Source organism: bacterium (genome assembly GCA_019637795.1).
Lineage (GTDB): Bacteria > Desulfobacterota > Binatia > HRBIN30 > CADEER01 > JAHBUY01.
This window is the reverse complement of record JAHBUY010000009.1, coordinates 1-18324: the sequence shown is the minus strand read 5'-3', so window position 1 is coordinate 18324 and position 18324 is coordinate 1. Positions and strand designations below refer to the sequence as shown.

At 69.7% G+C, this 18324-nt stretch carries 12 protein-coding genes; 7 read left to right on the top strand and 5 right to left on the bottom strand.

The genetic code is table 11. The features are described from left to right. Window positions 1-44: 44 nt before the first annotated feature. The gene (locus KF840_25275; GenBank protein ID MBX3028215.1) at window positions 45-3218 is read right to left on the bottom strand and encodes a hypothetical protein; all 3174 of its coding nucleotides are present in this window, start codon (window positions 3216-3218) and stop codon (window positions 45-47) included. 608 nt (window positions 3219-3826) lie between these two features. Between KF840_25275 and KF840_25270 the strand changes: the two genes are divergently transcribed. Together KF840_25270 and KF840_25265 are read left to right on the top strand one after the other, a co-directional pair. Next, the gene (locus KF840_25270) at window positions 3827-4972 is read left to right on the top strand and encodes a hypothetical protein (protein ID MBX3028214.1); all 1146 of its coding nucleotides are present in this window, start codon (window positions 3827-3829) and stop codon (window positions 4970-4972) included. A 142-nt stretch (window positions 4973-5114) separates the two neighbouring features. After that, a complete protein-coding gene (locus KF840_25265; GenBank protein MBX3028213.1) occupies window positions 5115-6572 on the top strand; it encodes a hypothetical protein in 1458 nt (485 codons plus the stop codon). A gap of 187 nt (window positions 6573-6759) precedes the next feature. Here KF840_25265 and KF840_25260 read toward each other — a convergent pair whose 3' ends face one another. The 3 genes from KF840_25260 to KF840_25250 form a co-directional block, all read right to left on the bottom strand. Further along, window positions 6760-7458, bottom strand: a complete 699-nt coding sequence (locus KF840_25260; protein MBX3028212.1) for a MaoC family dehydratase — start codon at window positions 7456-7458, stop codon at window positions 6760-6762. 421 nt (window positions 7459-7879) lie between these two features. Next, complete coding sequence (locus KF840_25255; protein ID MBX3028211.1) at window positions 7880-10216, bottom strand: hypothetical protein; 2337 nt, start codon at window positions 10214-10216, stop codon at window positions 7880-7882. Between the two features lie 324 nt (window positions 10217-10540). After that, window positions 10541-11014, bottom strand: coding sequence for a hypothetical protein (locus tag KF840_25250; protein ID MBX3028210.1), 474 nt, complete (start codon window positions 11012-11014; stop codon window positions 10541-10543). 76 nt (window positions 11015-11090) lie between these two features. On the opposite strand from KF840_25250, the gene KF840_25245 reads away from it, so the two are divergent. The 3 genes from KF840_25245 to ribB all read left to right on the top strand — a co-directional run bounded on the left by KF840_25245 (window position 11091) and on the right by ribB (window position 14398). Next, window positions 11091-11570, top strand: a complete 480-nt coding sequence (locus KF840_25245) for a flavin reductase family protein (GenBank protein MBX3028209.1) — start codon at window positions 11091-11093, stop codon at window positions 11568-11570. Window positions 11571-11592: 22 nt separating this feature from the next. After that, window positions 11593-13047, top strand: a complete 1455-nt coding sequence (gene glmU / locus KF840_25240) for a bifunctional UDP-N-acetylglucosamine diphosphorylase/glucosamine-1-phosphate N-acetyltransferase GlmU (protein ID MBX3028208.1) — start codon at window positions 11593-11595, stop codon at window positions 13045-13047. Window positions 13048-13138: 91 nt separating this feature from the next. Then, window positions 13139-14398 carry a 3,4-dihydroxy-2-butanone-4-phosphate synthase gene (ribB, locus tag KF840_25235; GenBank protein MBX3028207.1) on the top strand — a complete coding sequence of 420 codons (1260 nt, stop codon included), beginning with the start codon at window positions 13139-13141 and terminating at the stop codon, window positions 14396-14398. Here ribB and KF840_25230 read toward each other — a convergent pair. Further along, window positions 14356-15219 (bottom strand): hypothetical protein, encoded by an 864-nt coding sequence (locus KF840_25230; GenBank protein ID MBX3028206.1) that lies wholly within the window; start codon window positions 15217-15219, stop codon window positions 14356-14358. The genes ribB and KF840_25230 overlap by 43 nt on opposite strands. A 74-nt stretch (window positions 15220-15293) precedes the next feature. Between KF840_25230 and KF840_25225 the strand changes: the two genes are divergently transcribed. Beyond that, window positions 15294-17033 carry a thioredoxin family protein gene (locus KF840_25225; GenBank protein ID MBX3028205.1) on the top strand — a complete coding sequence of 580 codons (1740 nt, stop codon included), beginning with the start codon at window positions 15294-15296 and terminating at the stop codon, window positions 17031-17033. 86 nt (window positions 17034-17119) lie between these two features. Beyond that, a partial coding sequence (locus KF840_25220) for a DEAD/DEAH box helicase (GenBank protein MBX3028204.1) occupies window positions 17120-18324 on the top strand: 1205 nt, incomplete at its 3' end.

Sequence of the window (18324 nt, the reverse complement as noted above, 5' to 3'; positions counted from 1 at the left end):
CCAGCGGAAACGTCCGGAAGGTGGCCGGGTCGGGCTCTTCCAGCTCAACGTGTGCGGCCGTGGGTGACGACGCGTGAAGGCTGCTCGTCGACCATCGCGCCGTCCAGCGTCACCCCGGGGGACGCGCCGCGGAACCTCAGGAGGAGGATCGAGCCCCGGTTGCCGGCGATCGGCTGGGCGCTCGCGAGGCTGAGCGACACACGGGCGCCATCGCCCTGGGCGCTGGTGATGGCGGCGGCGGCCTGCCCGCGCACCGAGGCCCCGACGAAGGTCGCAGTCGAACCGTAGCTGAGCCGCAGGTCGAGCGCCTGGAAGGGGATGGCCGATTTCACGTAGATGGGGACGACGATTTCGCCGCGGGACCGCCGTGGTGCGCCGGCGTGGACGACGGCGCTGCCGGCGGCGCGTTGGCGCAGGGCCATGGACGACGTCCAGTTGCCGGTGCAATCGCCGAGCAGGATGCCATCGAAGCTCTGCCCGCTCGCCGAGCCGACCAGCGGGTTGAGGACGATCGAGCCCTGCTGGCAGTTGCCGCTGCCGAGCGAGGGGTTGATCACGAGTTGGTTCTGTGCGGCTGAAGCGGACGGATAGAAGATCCAGTCGGAGCCGCAGGTCCTGGCGGCGGGCAACTGGTCGATGAGGCCGGCGCTGAACTGCAGGATGTAGACCGCGTCCAGCGTGCTCAGGCTGCCGTCGCCGCTGGCGTCGCAGGCAAGCCGCTGCTGGTCGGTGAAGTGCTGGATTCCGGCCAGCGCCTGCAGCACCCGGGCGGCGTCGAGGGAGCTCACGGCGTTGCCGAATCCGCCCGATTTCGCGGGCTGGATGCTCCATGTGCCGAGGGCGAGCGTGGCCGAGTACTGACCGTTGCTGTTCGTCGACACGGTGACCGGCGCGGGGCCGACGAGGCCGACGCTGACGCCCGGCACCTTCTGCGTATTGGAGTAGTACGTGATCGATCCGGCAATGGTGCCCGTCTGCGCGCTCTGCGTGTTGGTCTTGGTCGGGGTAGCCGTGCGCGTCGACGTTCCCTGGGGGGTGGGCGTGCGCGTCGACGTCCCCTGCGGCGTCGAGGTCCAGGTCGGCGTCGGCGGGATCGCCGTCGCGGTGAAGGTCGGCGTCGGCGGCGCGGCGCCGTCGAAGGTGACCATCCGGACGCGACGATCGTCGAGAGAGCTGATGAAGAGCTGGCGTGCCGAGGGATCGACCATGAGCCCGGTCGCCGTGCTGAACGAGGCGGCGGTGGCCGGACCACCGTCGCCCGCGGCGGTGCGCTGCCCGTTGCCGGCGACCGTCGAGATCAGGTGCAGCAACGAGTTGTCGATCATCCGGATGCGGAGGTTCTTGGAATCGTTGACGTACAGGACGCCGTTGTTGTCCAGGTCGAGGGACGTCGGGAAATTGAACAGGGCGGCCGTCGCCAGTCCGCCGTCGCCGGCGAAACCGGAATAGCCGAGCCCGGCGTAGGTGCTGATCGTGCCATTCGGGTCCACGTAGCGGATCCGATGGTTGGTGGTGTCGGCGATGAACATCGCCCCGTCGCTGCGCACGACCAGGTCCCAGGGGTTGCGCAGCATCGCGCTGGTCGCCGCGCCACCGTCGCCACCGTAACCAAAGCTGCCGTTGCCGGCGACGGTGGTGATGACCCCATTGCTGCCGACCCGGCGTATGCGGTTGTTGCTCTGATCGGCGATGTACAAGAGGTTGCTGGCATCGACCGCGACGCCCGTCGGTGAGCTCAGTTGCGCCGCCGTCGCCGCGCCGCCGTCGCCGCTGTAGCCGAGACGACCGGTGCCGGCGACCGTATCAATGATGCCGTTGCGCACGCGCCGCACCACGTTGTTCCCGGTGTCGGCGATGTAGACGACGCCGTTCGAATCGACCGCCACGTCGTTGGGGGCATTGAGCGCCGCCTCGAGCGCGGGCCCGTTGTCGCCGGAGTAGCCCGGGGTGCCGCTGCCGGCGAGGGTGATGATCTCGCCCGTTGCGCCGTCGACGAAGCGAGCCACGTTGTTGCCCGCGTCCGCGAAGTAGAGGTTCGCGATCGGGCCGTTGCCAACCTTTGCCTGCCCGCCATTCGGACCGACGATGGCGTCGTACGCCTGGCCGCCGTCGCCGAGGCCGCCGCCGATGACCGAGGTGATGATGCCGTTGCTGATACGGCGGATCCGGTTGTCGCGGGAGCGTTCCTTGTTCGCTTGGAGATCGTTCTGCGAGAACCACATGGTGCCAGGCGCGATCGCGGCCACGCCATACGGCGTGTAGATCGTCGCGTTGGCGGCTGGCCCGCCGTCGCCGGTGCTCCCGACCGGACCGCCGTCGCCGGCGATGGTGTAAATGAGCTGACTCGCGGCCTGCACCATGCGGACCCGACGGTTCGATGAGTCGGCGATGAAGATGTTGCCCGCCGTGTCGGTAGCGACCTGCATCGGGAACAGGAGCACGGCCGCCGTCGCCGGACCGCCATCGCCGACCGAGCCGTCGGGGAAGAAGCCGCCGCCCGCAACCGTCGTGATGATGCCGTTGCTCACTTTGCGGATGCGCTTGTTGCCGTAGTCCACGATCAACATGTTGCCGTTGTTGTCGAAGGACACGTCGGCGGGGTTTTTCAACGAGGCGTTCGACGGTGCGCCGCCGTCGCCGGAAAAGCCCCAGTCGCCGGTGCCGACCACGGTGCTGATGACGCAGGTCGATGGCGAGCAGCCCGCAGGGCCGGCGCGCCGAATGCGATTGTTGCCGAAATCGGCGATGTAGACGTAGCCGTCGGGACCAACCGCGACTGCGTACGGGTTCTTCAACCCGGCCTGGGTCGCCAGTCCGCCGTCGCCGCCGTAGGTGTAGGTGCCGTCGCCGGCGAAGGTCGAGATGACGCCACTGGGCGTCACCTTGCGGATGCGGTTGTTCTGCATATCCGCGATGTAGAGGTTGCCGGCGCTGTCGCGCGCCACGTCGAGCGGCAGCGACAGCGAGGCGTTGCGCGCGTTGCCGCCGTCGCCGCTGAAGCCCTGCACGCCGTTGCCGGCGACGGTGTCGATCAGCCCGCTCGAGCCATCGACGCGGCGGACCAGATTGTTGCGCCCGTCGGCGATGTAGAAGTCGGGGGAAGCCGCGGATCCGACCGCGATGAAGCCCCGCGGGTCGAGGGCGGCGTTGACCGCCAGGTTGCCGTCACCATTGCCACCGCCCACATAGGTATCGATGGACGGCACTGCCTTCGCCACACTCGCGGCGCTCGCAAACGCCAACGCACACCAGGCGACGGCCAGAAATCTCCTCGCCCGCTGCCTCGCCTCACCTGAGGATTCCGTCCAGCTCTTCAACAGCACCGTGTGTGTCCCCACTCACCCAACGGCTGGAGCACGTGCCGTGCCACGAACCCTCACCGGGGCCACCCCGGCGAACCGCGAGTTTTCATAGACGAACGCCCTCGAGGAGCGCAAGGACCCGATTATGCAGTCGCACGTCACTGCCAATTCCCCGCTGCCTATCGGCGAGAAAATGCCGCTCAACTTTGTTGCCGTAGGACAGGCTGTTGGACAGGAATGTACGTGGGGAACGGGGGCATTCAGGCTCGAGGCGCCAACGGCGTCTCCGCTCCTGGCACGACCCAGGCGGGATCGTCAGGGAGGACGATGACGGGACGATCTCGATTATTGCACCGCGCTATCAAATTGGGCGAGTCGAAAATGGGTTTGCCTCCCTACCGCCGTCGCCCCGGCGCTCTCGTTTGTACTTGACAGGTTGTGGGGCCGGTGGTAAGCGCTTCGCCGTCGTTCGGGAACTGTCCCCGTCCGCCATGCGGGCGCGGCGACTGGGAGGTGGAGACCCTATGAGCACTAGTCGAGAGTGGCGTGTCGCGCGGATCAGCCGCACGGCTCTGGTCGCCGTCGCATGTCTCGCGCTGGCCGGTACGGCGAGCGCGCAGATTCAGGAGTCGCTGTTTCGCGCTGGTGACGGCACGGCGTATCAAGTGCTGACCGCCTCCAATCTGGGGGGCGGTGCCGAGAACATTCGCGTGACCACGATCGCGGGTTCGATCTCCGGCGCCGGCTCCTGCGCCGCGACCTCCGGTATGCAGAACCAGTCCACCTCCGCTATCGGCGGCGTGATCGCGCCGCAGATGAGCCTGCACCCGTACGGGCAGATCACCCGCACGTACATTCTGACGCCGAACGACATTTCGGTGATCAACTTCAACAGCGCCTTCGGAGGGCGCGTGACGCTCGGCACTGGCGGCAGCGCGCTCAACATCTGCCATACCGCCAGCGACTGCAACGCACAGGTAAATGTTCAGCCGTTGGTGCCGCTGACCTCGAGCCTGGGCAACGTTCCGCCGGCCTGCATCGCGCCAGGTCGCGCGGCGGAGTGCGACAACTTCCAGGGGCGCACGGTCCTCGGCTTTGGCGTCGACGCGTCGGGTGATCCCCCTGTCTGCGACGACCCGAGCGAGGTTACCGTCAACAGCACGGTGTGCGGCGCCCAGCCGGCCGATGGCTTTACCGTCAACAGCGGTCAGGCGATCGTGTTCGTCTACAACAGCACCCTGCAGAACGACGGCTTCGCCGTGGCGACGGGCGGCTTCGGTATTTCCACCGACCTGCTGAACAACCCCAGTTGCCCGAACCCGAACTCGATCGTCAGCGCCACTGGCGACAATGACAGCCAGCCGGCTCCGCCGCCGCCGACCAACACGCCGACCAACACGCCGACCAACACGGCGACCAACACCGCGACGGCGACCAACACCCCGACGGCGACGTTCACTGCCACGTTCACCTTCACGCCGACGAGCACGTCGACCTTCACTCCAACGCGGACCAACACCCCGACTCCGACAAATACCCCGCCGCCAACCAACACCCGGCCGCCCATTCCGGTCGTTCCCTCGCCGACCAGCCCGGCCGGCTTGGTGATGATCATCGGCCTGGGTGGTGGCCTGCTCTGGGCGCTGCGACGGATGGTGCGAAAAAACTAGTCCGCGTCAACCCTGACTGAATGGAGCCCCGGCGGGATCGCGATCTCGCCGGGGCTTCGTGTTTTGGCTTGACCGATGGGGGCGCGCGGTGTACCAGACGCCCCGTGGCCGCGGAGCAGCACGACGAGAGGTGAGGCGAATTATGGCGACTCGGGAACGGCGCTGGCATCGTAACGGCGCGGCACTCGCCGCGTTTGCGGCAGTTATCTTGCTCGGCTGGACCGGGCGCGCCGACGCGCAGGTACAGGAGTCGCTGTTCCGCGCCGGCGATGGCACTGCCTACCAGGTGCTGGTTGCAACCAACCTCGGTGGCGGTGCCGAGCGCATCCGGGTCACGACGATTGCCGGGTCGATCGCGGGAGCCGGCTCATGCTCGGCGACGGCAGGCATGTCGGGGCAGCCGACCTCTGCCATCGGCGGTGTCATTCAGCCGCAGATGACGCTCCACCCGTACTCTCAGATCACCCGCACGGGCCGTATGACGCCCAATGCGATCGCTTCGATCAGCTTCAACAGCGCCTTCGGCGGCCGCCTCACTCTGGGCACCGGCATGGGCGCTCTCAGTGTGTGCCATAGCGCATCGGATTGCATCGGCGCGCCGAACGTACAGAGCCTCGTGGCTCTCAGCTCAACGAGCGGCAACGTACCCGACGCCTGCGTGGCCAACAACCGCGCCGCGGAGTGCGACAATTTTCAGAACCGCAGCGTGTTTGGCTTCGGCATTCCATCGACCGGCAGCGACCCCCCGGTCTGCACCACGCCGTCGCAGGTGACTGTGAACACAGCGGTCTGCGCCGCGGAGCCGACGGACGGGTTCATCCTCAACGAGGGCGAGGCGATCGTCTTCGTCTACAACAGCACGCTCCTCAGCGACGGATTTGCGGTCGCGGTCGGCGGCTTCGGCATCTCGTCGGACGCTACCGCGGCATGCCCTTCGTCCACCAACGAAGTCGTGAGCGCCACCGGCGACAACGACAGCCAGCCAGCTCCGCCGGCGCCGACCAACACGCCGACGAATACGCCGACCAATACGCCGACCAGCACCCCGACCAACACGCCGACGAACACCCCGACCAACACACCGACGTTCACCCCGACCAACACGCCGACGAATACGCCGACCAACACCCCGACGAACACGCCGACCAACACGCCGACCAACACGCCGACGAATACGCCGACGAACACGCCGACCAATACGCCCACGAACACGCCGACGAACACGCCGACCAACACCCCGACCAACACCCCGACGGCGACGCCAACGTTCACCCCGACCAACACGCCGACGAATACGCCGACCAACACGCCGACGAATACGCCGACGAATACGCCGACCAACACGCCGACGAATACGCCGACCAACACGCCGACCAACACCCCGACGCACACGCCGACGTTCACGCCGACCAACACCCCGACGGCGACGCCGACGGCGACGCCGACGAACACGCCGACCCGCACTCCGACGGCCACGCGCACGCGGCCGCCGATTCCGGTGGTGCCGTCGCCGGCCAGTCCGGGTGGCCTGGCCCTGATCGGCGGCCTGGGGATCGGTCTGCTCTGGGCGCTGCGGCGCCTGGGCCGGCTCGGGGCCTGAGCAACTCTCCCGACTCGCTGAACAGAGAGGCTCCCGCAGGGGAGCCTCTTTTTTTTGCTCAACGCGCCTTCTTCCGGCGCGTTGCGACCTCCTGCCGGAGGACATGCGCGGCAGGATTCGGCCCGGGCGTGCCGTGGGAACATGCTGGCTCGGCCCCGTCGGGCCGAGGCCGCGAGTCTGCTCCCCGTCAGCGCGATGCAGCGGCACCGCGCGATGGCGGCGCCGTCAACGTCGCGGTCCCGACCGCGGCGGCTTCGCCGTGGCGGTTCTCGAGCGTCAGATCCACCGCCAGGCGATCCTGTCGCGGCGCGAGCTCGGTCACGACGGCCCGCAGGGCGATGGGCTCGTCGACGATCACCGACACGCGGAAGCTGAGACTCAGGGAGTCCAGGTGCCAACCCGGCAACTGCTCGACCAGTAGAGCTTCGAAGAGCGTCGACTGGAGCGGGCCGGGAACGATGACGTCGGCGAAGCCGATCTCGCGCGCGGCGGCGCTGTCCACGAAGAGCGGCTCAGGGCTTCCCAGCGAGCTGGCGTACGCCCGGACCAGCGGGGCGCCGGGCGCATGGCGACGAACCGAGGCGACGGTGGCGCCGATGTCCAGGTTGGTGTCGGCGACGCCCGCGCCACCTTCACCGCTCCCGTGCGCCTCGCGGTCCGGCGCCGGCGGCGCACCCCGCCGATGCCAGCGGACGATCTGCTGCTCGCGGATCGCGATCACGACGGGACCCGATCGGGCGCACAGGTCGGCCGCGCGGACGATGACCCGCAGCGGTCCACTGCGACCGCTCTTGTCGAAAATCTCCGCAATGCGCGCTTGCACACGGTAACGACCGGGAACGAATGCGCCGTCGCGCCTGATGGTGTGCCCGGCATGGACGCTCACGGTGCCGGCGGCGAGCGCAACTGCCGGCGACGGCCCGCCACGCAATGCGAACGCGAAGCCGAGCGGCAGATGAGCGGACCCTGGCGGCGCCAGCCCGGCGCTCCGCCAGTAGTCGTCCGCGCCCGCACGATCGGCGACGACCCAGCCGAGATCGACCGTTTCGCCAACCGGGACCTGGAGCGACGTGATCAGAACAGCTCCGCGAGGCCGACTGACCGGCGGCGCATGCGTGCGGCCGGCGCCGCCGCGGCGAGGGGACGCGCGCCGGTGCGCCGCGGCGGACCGCCGGTTTCCCGATCCGCGAGGACCATCCGCAGCGGCGGCACTCTCTCACCCGCCTCGTAGGAACGATCGGCGGCGGGTGAACAGCCGCGGATGGGACGATGGGCGGCGGGGGCTTCCGCCGCCCATCGTCGTGATCTCACCGCGAACGGCGGCGGCGCCAGAGCAGGGCCGCGGGCGGTAGCAGCCAGAGGAGCGTCGAGGCGCTCGGCACCGCGTTCGGATCGACGGCGCAGCCGCCATCGACCGGGGGCGTCCTGGTGCGCGTCGGAGTCGCCCCGGGCGTGTTGGTGCGCGTTGCGAGGGCCGTCGCGGTCCACGTTGCGGTGCTCGTGGCCGTCGCCGTCTCGGCCGTCGTCGGTGTCGACGTGGGCGTCGGCGTCGCGGTGTTGGTGCGCGTCGGGATCGGCGTGTTGGTGAGCGTCGCCGTGGCCGTTGCCGTCTCCAGCGCGGTGTTGGTGGCGGTGGCGGTCGAGGCCGGCGTGTTGGTCGCCGTCGCCGTGCTGCCGAGCGTCGACGTGGGGGTCGCCGTTTCCGTGCTGCTGGCGGTTGCCGTCGCCGTCGCGGTGCCGGTCGGCACGCCGGTCGGCGTGGCGGTGAAGGTGGCAACTTCGGTCGGTGTCTCGGTGGCCGTCGCCGTCGCGGTGCCGGTCGGGATGCCGGTCGGAGTGGCGGTGAAGGTGACGGTCTCGGTCGCGGTGGCGGTCGCCGTGCCGGTCGGGATGCCAGTCGGAGTGGCGGTGAAGGTAGGAGTCTCGGTCGCGGTGGCGGTCGCCGTACCGGTCGGGATGCCGGTCGGGGTGAGCGTGAAGGTCGCCGTCGCGGTCGCCGTACCGGTCGGGATGCCGGTCGGGGTGAGCGTGAAGGTCGCCGTCGCGGTCGCCGTACCGGTTGGGACGCCGGTCGGGGTGAGCGTGAAGGTGGCCGTGGCGGTCGCGGTGCCGGTCGGAATCCCCGTCGGGGTGAACGTGGCGGTGGGGGCTTCGGTGGCGGTGGCGGTGGCCGTGCCGGTCGGGATGCCTGTCGGAGTGGACGTTGCCGTCTCCGTCACGGTCGCAGTGGCGGTACCGGTCGGTATCCCCGTCGGGGTATCGGTGGGCGTCGCCGTGACGGCCTCGGTCGGGGTGCCGGTCGCGGTCGGGAGCTCGCCTGGAGTGTCGGTCGCCGTCGGGCTGGAGATCTCCGTATGCGTGGCCGTTGCGGTCACCGCGGCGGTGTGCGTGGCCGTGGCCGGCGCGGTGCCCGTCGATGTCGCCGATGGACTCGCGCTCGCCGTTGCGGTCGACGGCGCCGTCGCGGTCGCGGTGGCAGTCGGCAGCGGGGTATTCGTTGCCGTTGCCGGCGGCGTGTTGGTGGCGCTCGGGGTGGCGGTGGCGGTCGCAGTCGTCGTCGCGGTGGGGATCGGCGTCGCGCTGCTCGTCGGGGTTGCCGACGCCGTCGGCGTCGCGGTCACCGACGCGGTTGGGGTTACCGTGGCTGTGGCGGTCGCCGTGCGGGTCGACGTCGCCGTGCCGGTCGGCGGCACCGGGGTCGCGGTGGGCGTGAGGGTCGGCGTCGGCGTTGGCGCGCTGATGTCTGCTATGGCAATCCCGCGCGGGCTGATGCCCAGCATCTGGATCGTGTTCGCTATCGTGTTGGTCGCCGTGTTGATGCGCGACAGGCTCTGACTCTGGGTGTTGGCGACGTAGACGATACTACCGTCCAGCGTGTTGGCGATGCCGCTGGGCACCGAGCCGACCCCGACCGTGGTCAGCACCGAGTCGTTGGTGGTGTCGATCACGGTGACGACGCCGTTCAGCACGCGGTTCACCACGTAGGCGCGCGTGCCGTTGGGCAGGATCGTGATGGCGAACGGCGACGTTCCAGCCGGAATGGTGGTGATCACGCTCGGCGGATCGGATTGGGTATCGATCACCGACACGGTGCCGCCGACGCTGTTGGTCACGTAGGCGCGGGTTCCATCGGGGGTGAAGGCGACGTCGCTGGGACCGCTTCCCACGACCACGTTGGTGACCACCTGCGGCGGAGTGAGGCTGGTGTCGATCACCGCCACGCGCGACAGGCTGGCGCGGGTGACGTAGACGAATGCCCCGTCCGGCCGCACCGCGACGCCGGTGGGCTGATTGGCGACCGGGATCGTGGCGATCACCAGGCGACTGGCGGTGTCGATCACCGAAACCGTGCCGCCGTTGGGGTTGGTGACCCAGGCCGTGGCGCCGTCGGGCGAGAAGGCGACGTCCTCGGGCTGCATGCCGACCGGTATGGTGTCCACTTCCGCGTTGAGCGCCGTGTCGACGACGGAGACGTCGTTGCCGAGGCGGTTGACGACGTACGCGAAAGCCCCGCCGGGCTTCACCGCTACGGCGAACGGCTGCGATCCGACCGCGACCGACGTCATCGTCGGCGTCGGCGAGGTGTTCAACACCTTGATGGTCGAGCCGGCGCTGTCCGTGACGAAGACCCGCTCCTGCCCCATCGCTGGCCCGGCAACGGCCAACGCGAAGACCAATAGGTTGAGCCACGTACTGCGAGGGATGCGGTTGCGAGTCATTGGGTCACCCATTGTCTTGAGGGAACGGCGGGCGGCTGCGCCCGCTCGAGGGACTCGCCGGCGGCATCCGCGCAGTGTGGGCAGTCACTCCCAGAATGCGACGTGCCCTGGATATAGAATGTGGCGCGGAGCGTCAATCCAAAGAACGCGCCGTGGTAATGTCGGCCAACTTCGGCGCGAAAACGGATGGGTGCCCGCGGCGGGCAGCAAATCGCCTGGCAGACCGCAATTTGCGCCGCGCCTTGCGGGCTACTCGATAGCGAGTGGGGTGGGGGCCTGCGCGACCGGAGGTTGCACCCGCAGACCGGTCAGCATCAGGGTGCGTGAGCCGACCCGGCGATAGCCGGTGATGACAAGGGTGTCGGATGGGGTCGCGGCAGCCAGGGCGGCTCGCTGGTCGGCATGGCCGAAGACGAAGAGGGTTGGCTTGTACGGTTCGAGGCTGGCCAGCACGGACAATGGCAGTCGCCCGCTGTTGAGAATGCGCATGCCGGTGAGGTGGAAATCGTACACGGTTGATGAGAAGCCGACGCCCAGGGTGATGCTCCAGCCGCCACGCTCACCGGGCGCGGGCCGGCCGACGTGCCCGTTGAGCTCCATCACGTCGGGCGGCTCGAGCGCGCCGCGGTATTCCATCGTCTGCCCCCGGGCGAAGGCGCTTACGAGCAGCAGCGCTGCGGCGACGACGGCGGCGCCCGTCGCTGTCTGCCGCGCGGAGGCCATTTTGTTGCCTTATCACACGGAATCATGTCTGGATGGATGCCGCTCGACTTCCCGCCGCTCGACGAGGTTCTCACCCATGCCGATCGACAAGGACGCTTTCCGCCGCGTGCTCAGCAACTTCGCGGCGGGTGTGACGGTCGTCACCACCCTCGACAGCAACCGCCAGCCGCACGGTCTGACCGCCACCGCGTTCACTTCGGTGTCGCTCGAGCCGCCGCTGGTGCTGGTGTGCATCGACAAGACGGCCGAGACCTATCCGCATTTCGCGCCGGCCGGCGTGTTCGCGGTCAACTTCCTCGCCGCCGACCAACGCGAGGTCTCGCAGCACTTCGCCAAGCACGGCGGCGACAAGTTCAAGGGCCTGGCCTGGCGGCGCGGGGCGCTCGGGACGCCGATCCTCGAGGGCAGCATCGGACACGTCGAATGCCGCATCGCGCACGGCTACGACGGTGGCGACCACACCATCTACGTCGGCGAGATCGAAGCCGCCGATGCCAACGACGGCGCGCCGCTGCTGCACTTCCGACACGCCTACCACCGCGTCCTACCCGCCTGATCGCCCGTCCCGCCGGCGACCGATGACCCGCGCCACCACGCCGCGCACCGGAGCGATCATCCTCGCCGCCGGACGCAGCACCCGCTTCCGCTCCGCGCGCTCCAAGCTGGTGCATCCGCTCGCCGGCCGGCCGATCATCGGCTGGTTGCTGGGCACGCTGCGCGAGCTCGCGATCGATCCCGTGGTCGTCGTGGTGGCGCCCGATGCCGACGAGGTGCGCGCCATCTGCGGAACGGACGTCCGCTTCGCCGTCCAGCGGACACCCCGCGGCACCGGCCACGCCGTGCTGGCGGCGCAGGCGAGCCTGCGCCGCTACCGGGGCGACCTGCTGCTTCTCTACGGCGACCTGCCGTTGCTGCGAGCCGAGACGCTGCGGCGCCTGGTCGAGGCGCACCGCGCGGGCGGCGGCCAGTTGACGCTCGCCACCGGGCACGTCGTCGATGCGCACGGCTGGGGGCGGATCGTGCGCGGCGCCGACGGCCGGGTGCGGCGCATCGTCGAGCAGAAGGATGCCTCGGCGGAGGAGCGCGCCATCCGCGAGGTCAATGTCGGCCTCTACTGCGTGCGCGCGCCGCTGCTCTTCGACCTGCTCGGCCGGGTACGGCCGAACAACGCCCAGCGAGAGATCTACCTCACCGACATCGTCGCGCTGGCGGCCGCCGCCGGCATGCCGATCGCCGACGTCGCGGTCGACCTCTCCGAGGTGGCGCAGATCAACTCGCGCCGCGAGCTCGCCGCCGTCGAGCAGCAGGTGCGCGCCCGCATCGCCGCGGCGTGGATGGACGCCGGCGTCACCCTGCAGGATCCGGCGACCGCGTACATCGATCCGGACGTGCGCATCGGCCGCGACACCACCGTCGGGCCCAACGTCCACCTGCGCGGCCGCACCGTCGTCGGCGAGCGCTGCCGCATCGACGGCTCGGCGTTCCTCACCGACGCCACGCTGGCCGACGACGTCCACCTGCGCTTCGGCGTCGTCCTCAGCGAGGCCGAGGTCGGCGCCGGCTGCGAGATCGGGCCCTTCGCCCACCTCCGTCCGCGTACCCGCCTGGCCGCCGGGGTACACATCGGCGACTTCGTGGAGACCAAGAACGCCCGCCTCGGTCCGGGCAGCAAGGCCAACCACCTCGCCTATCTCGGCGACGCCGAGATAGGCCGCGACGTCAACATCGGCGCTGGCACCATCACCTGCAACTACGACGGCTTCTCGAAGCAGCGGACGGTGATCGGCGACCGCGTTCAGGTCGGCAGCGACAGCACCCTGGTCGCCCCGGTCACCCTCGGCGACGACGCGTACGTCGCCACGGCCACGACCGTGCGGGAAGACGTTCCCGCGGGGGCGCTGGTGTTCAACACCCGCCAGCAGCAGCACCGGTCGGGGTGGGTGGCGGCGTTCCGGGCGCGGCAGCAGAAGCGGCAGAAGAAGACGGCCACCCGGCAGAAGGCACGAGGCAGAGGGCGAACGCCGAGAGCCTGACCCGGGGCGCCGCCGCCGCGTCGCTCCGGCATCGCCACGGCCGTCGACGGTCCTTCCGCGCCCCCACCGGCCGCGCTATAGCTGGCCAACCATGTTCACCACCTTCCGGTCGCCGCCCAAGCGGCCCCGGCAGATCAGCCCGATCGAGGACGCCATCGCCGACATCAAGGCCGGCAAGATGGTGATCCTGATGGACGACGAGCAACGCGAGAACGAGGGCGATCTGTGCATGGCGGCGAGCAAGGTGACGCCGGCTGCCATCAACTTCATGGCCAAGTACGGTCGCGGCCTGATCTGTCTGGCGCTCGGCGAGGAACGCATCCAGGAGCTCGGCCTGACGATGATGGTGAGCGACAACCGCGCCCCGCTCGGCACCGCCTTCACGGTGTCGATCGACGCCCGTCATGGCATCACCCACGGGGTCTCGGCCCACGACCGCGCGGTCACCATCCAGCGGGTGATGGACCCGGCCTGCGGCCCGCAGGACATCGTCACCCCGGGCCACATCTTCCCGCTGCGCGCCCGCCGCGGCGGCGTGCTGGTGCGCACCGGCCAGACCGAGGGCGGCGTCGACCTGTCGCGCCTCGCCGGCCTGCCGCCGGCGTCGGTGATCTGCGAGATCATGAACGAGGACGGCAGCATGGCGCGCCTCGCCGACCTCGAGCGCTTCGCGGCCCGGCACGACCTGAAGATCTGCACCATCGCCGACCTGATCCAGTACCGGCTGCGGAACGATTCGATGGTGCACCGGGTCGCCGAGGCGACGCTGCCGACGCGCAGCGCCGGCAACTTCAAGGCGTATGTCTATCGCAGCGACGTCGACGACGGCGAGCACCTCGTCCTGGTGCGCGGCGAGATCACGCCCGAGGAGCCGATCCTGGTGCGCGCCCACGCCGAGTACCTGGCCGGCGACGTCTTCGGCTCCAGCGACCGCGACACCTCGGCGCTGCTGCAGCGCTCGATGCAGATGATCGACAAAGCCGGGCGCGGCGTCATCCTCTACCTGCGGCGCGAGGCGCAGGGCGTCGAGCTGGTCGACCGCACCCGGCCGCGCGAGACCGCCAGCCGCCCCAGCACCGATGCCGCCAACCGCGCCATGGATTTCCGCGAGTACGGCATCGGCGCCCAGATCCTGCGCGACGTCGGCCTGGGCAAGATCCGTCTCATCACCAACTACCCGCGCCGCATGGTCAGCCTGCCGGGCTACGGCCTGGAGATCGTCGAATGCGTGCCGATCCGGCTGTCGGCGGGCAAGCCGAAGAAGCGGCCGGCGAAGCCGCCAGTCGCCGCCGCAGGCGGCGGTCGCGTTCAGTCGAAGAGCGCCGCCAGGCGTTCCAGCTCGAAGCTGTAGAAGACGCCGCCGCTGAAGCCGTAGGTCGGGGCGGCGCCGTCGATGCCGCCGGTCGCCCCGAGAAACATCGTCCAGCCGCCGATCGTCACCTGCGGACCGGCGCGCACCAGGTTGTAGTCGTTGTCGAAACGCGACCCGGTGGAGCCGGCGAATTCGAGCAGGCCGCGCAGCCCCCAGCGATCCTCGGCCTGGGCGCCGAGGTAGGGCGAGGTCAGGGCGAGGTCGTAGGTGAAGAGGTCGTCCTGTCCCGAGCTGTCGGCGCCGTAGAAGCCCGGATTGCCCAGCAGGGCGATGCCGAGGTTCACGTGGCCGGCCCAGTCGCCGAACCGCTTCGAGCCCAGCAGTTGGATGAAGAAGTCGGTTTCGTCGGTGCCGAGCCGGTCCTTGGCGTCGGCGTTCGGTAGCTTGGTGCCGAAGCGGACGCCGAGCGCCGGGATCCAGGTGCGTTCGCGCACGGCCCACACCTTGGTGAAGAGGCGCGCGTCGCCGCCGCCATAGTTGTTCTGCTTGCCGAGGCTCACCGTGCGTTGGTCGTTGTTGAGGAACTCGTAGCTGAGCTGGATCTCGACCCAGTCGCTCGGCGCGATGCGCAAGGCGAGCGCCGGCGCGGTGGTCAGGCTCTGCCACTTGATCTCGCTCGGCGGCGTGAAGCCGGGGTAGCGGCCGTCGTTGTCGTAGGCGAAGCCGATGCCGATCTGGGCGGTGGCGGCCGGGATCGTCTCGGCGGTCTCGGTGGCCAGCGGCGCCAGCCATTCGGCGCGCGCGCTGCCGGCGAGGATGATCCCGAGAGCGACCAGACACCCGAGACGACGGCGCGGCATCATGAGGGGCGGCGTTATCCGCGCCGTATCATATTTGCAACCGCTCCGACCCTGTGGAACCATCGTCGCACCTCATGCGTCGACCTCTCGGCCTGCTGCTGGTGCTCGGCGCGCTGTGCCTGGCCGCGCCATCGCGCGCCGCCGAGCCCAAGGTCTCGCTGGCGCTCCGCCCGACGGCGGCGGCCGTCGGCGCGCGCGTCGACCTCGCGATCGAGGCCACGATCGCCGCCGGCTGGCACATCAATGCGCACCAGCCGAATCAGAAGTTCCTGGTCCCGACCACGCTGACCCTCACCCTGCCCGAGGGCGTGACCGCCGGCGCCATCGACTACCCAGCGCCGAAGTCGAAGACGTTCGCCTTCGCCGGCGACATGGAGCTGCTGGTCTACGAGGGCACGGTGCCGCTGCGCGCCGCCGTGCAGGTGCCGGGCGACTTCCGCGGCGATGCCGTGTCGATCGAGGCGGTGTTGCGCTTCCAGGCCTGCGACGACACCACCTGCCTGCCGCCGACCAACGTCACCCGCGTCTTCTCCCTGCCGCTGCAGGGCGTGACGCCGGCCGTTTCCGGGGCGCGCGACGTCGGCTCCACCGGGCCGCTCGCCGGCGCGGGTGGGGGGCGCGGCGCCCAGTTCGCCAGCCTGCTCGCCGACTACGGGATCGTGCTCACCCTGGGCGCGGTGCTGCTGCTCGGCCTGGGGCTGAACCTGACGCCCTGTGTGTACCCGCTCATCTCGGTCACCATCGCCTACTTCGGCGGCCAGGCGCGCAGCCGAGGGCAGACCGCCTGGCTGGCGACCCTGTACGTGCTCGGCATCGCCGCGTCGTTCTCGGCCCTCGGGCTGGCGGCGGCGCTCTCCGGCGGCATCTTCGGCGCCGCGCTGCAGCAGCCGGTCGTGGTGCTGTTCATCGTCGGGCTGATGATCGCGCTGTCCCTGAGCAGCTTCGGCGTCTACCAGTTTCAGCCACCGACGGCGCTCATGCGCTGGGCCGGCGGCAGCGCCAGCGGCGCCGCCGGCGCGATCTTCATGGGGCTGACGATGGGCGTCGTCGCGGCGCCGTGCGTCGGTCCGATCGTCGTCGGCCTGCTGGTCTTCGTCGGCAGCCGCCAGGATGCCGGGCTCGGCTTCCTGCTCTTCTTCTTCCTCGCGCTCGGCATGGGGCTGCCGTACGTGGTGCTGGCGATCGCCGCCGGGTCCCTGACCAGCCTGCCGCGCTCCGGCGAGTGGCTGGCGTGGACCGAGCACCTGTTCGGCTGCATCCTGCTCTGCCTCGCCGCCTACTATCTGGCGCCGCTGCTCCCGGCGCCGTGGAAGCACTGGTTGCTGCCCACCGCGATCGCCCTGTCCGGGATCTATCTCGGGTTCGTAGACCGTGCCGGACGCGCCCTGCGCGGCTTCCCGGCCCTGAAGGCGGCGGTCGGCGTGCTGATGATCGCCACCGCCACCTGGCTCATCCGCCCCACCGACGCGGCCCAGGCGATCGCCTGGGAACCGGTGGAGCAGTGGGTGGCGCAGGGTCGCGGCAGCGAGCGACCGGTGCTGCTGGAGTTCGCTGCCGAGTGGTGCATCCCCTGCCGGGAGATGGAGTCGACCACCTACGCGCACCCGGACGTCGTGCGCGAGGCCGACCGCTTCCGCATGGTGAAGGCCGACATCACCGAGGAGACGCCGACCACCACGGCGCTCACCTCGGCGTACGCCGTGAAAGGGGTGCCGACGGTGATCCTGTTCAGCCCCCGCGGCGGCGAGCACCACCGGATGGTCGGCTACGTCGGTCCCGACGAGATGTTGGCCGCCATGCGCGACGTGCATTGAGAACGGCGCTCGATGGCGTTCCGAGGGCACCCGGCTTCCCGCCGCTGTGTACCTCCGGGCCCCTCTGTGGTTAAGCTTCGCGGCGCATGTCCGTTCCCGACCATCCCGTCACGTTTGCCTCTCTGCCCATCGCCGAGCCGGTGATGCGCGGCATCGAGTCGGTCGGCTTCGAGGCCTGTACGCCGATCCAGGCGCGCTCGCTGCCGGTGTCGCTCGCCGGCAAGGATGTCGCCGGCCAGGCGCAGACCGGCACCGGCAAGACGGCGGCGTTCCTCATCACCGTCTTCACCCGCCTGCTCAAGCACCCGGAGCGTGCGGAAGGGCCGCGCGCCCTGATCATCGCTCCGACCCGCGAGCTGGTGGTGCAGATCCTCCACGATGCGCAGGGGATCGGCGAGTTCACCGGCCTGACCTTCCAGGCCGTGTTCGGCGGCGTCGACTACGCCAAGCAGCGCGAGTTGCTGCGCGACGGCGTCGACGTGCTCATCGGCACGCCGGGGCGGCTGATCGACTACTTCAAGCAGCGCGTCTACACCCTGAAGCACATCGAGGTGCTGGTCATCGACGAGGCGGACCGCATGTTCGACATGGGCTTCATCGCCGACCTGCGGTTCCTGCTCCGCCGCCTGCCGCCGTACGACAAGCGGCAGTCGATGCTCTTCTCGGCGACCCTCAACTGGGACGTCATGGAGCTCGCCTACGAGCACATGAACGAGCCGATCAAGGTCGCGGTCGAGCCCGAGAAGGTCACCGCCGAGAAGGTCGAGCACGTGCTCTACCACGTCGGCCGCCACGAGAAGCTGCCGCTGCTGCTCGGGCTGATGCAGCGCGAGCAACCCGAGCGCGCCCTGTTCTTCGTCAACACCAAGCGCGAGGCCGAGTGGCTGGCGCACCGTCTCGAGGATCACGGCTACCACGCGGCGGCGCTCACCGGCGATCTGCACCAGCGGGTGCGGTTGCGCGTGCTGCGCGAGTTCAAGGCGGGCGAGCTGCCGTTCCTGATCGCCACCGACGTCGCCTCGCGCGGCCTGCACATCGAGAACGTCACCCACGTCTTCAACTACGACGTGCCGCAGGATCCCGAGGACTACGTCCACCGCATCGGTCGCACGGCGCGGGCCGGCGCCTCGGGGAAGGCGATCACGCTGGCATGCGAGAGCTACGTCATGGCGCTGGAGGCGATCGAGTCGATGATCGGCTTCAAGCTGCCGTCGGTGCACGTCGAGGACGAGATGCTGGTCAGGCCGCTGCCGGCGAAGCATCGCGCCCGTCCGGAACGGGCGCCGGAGCG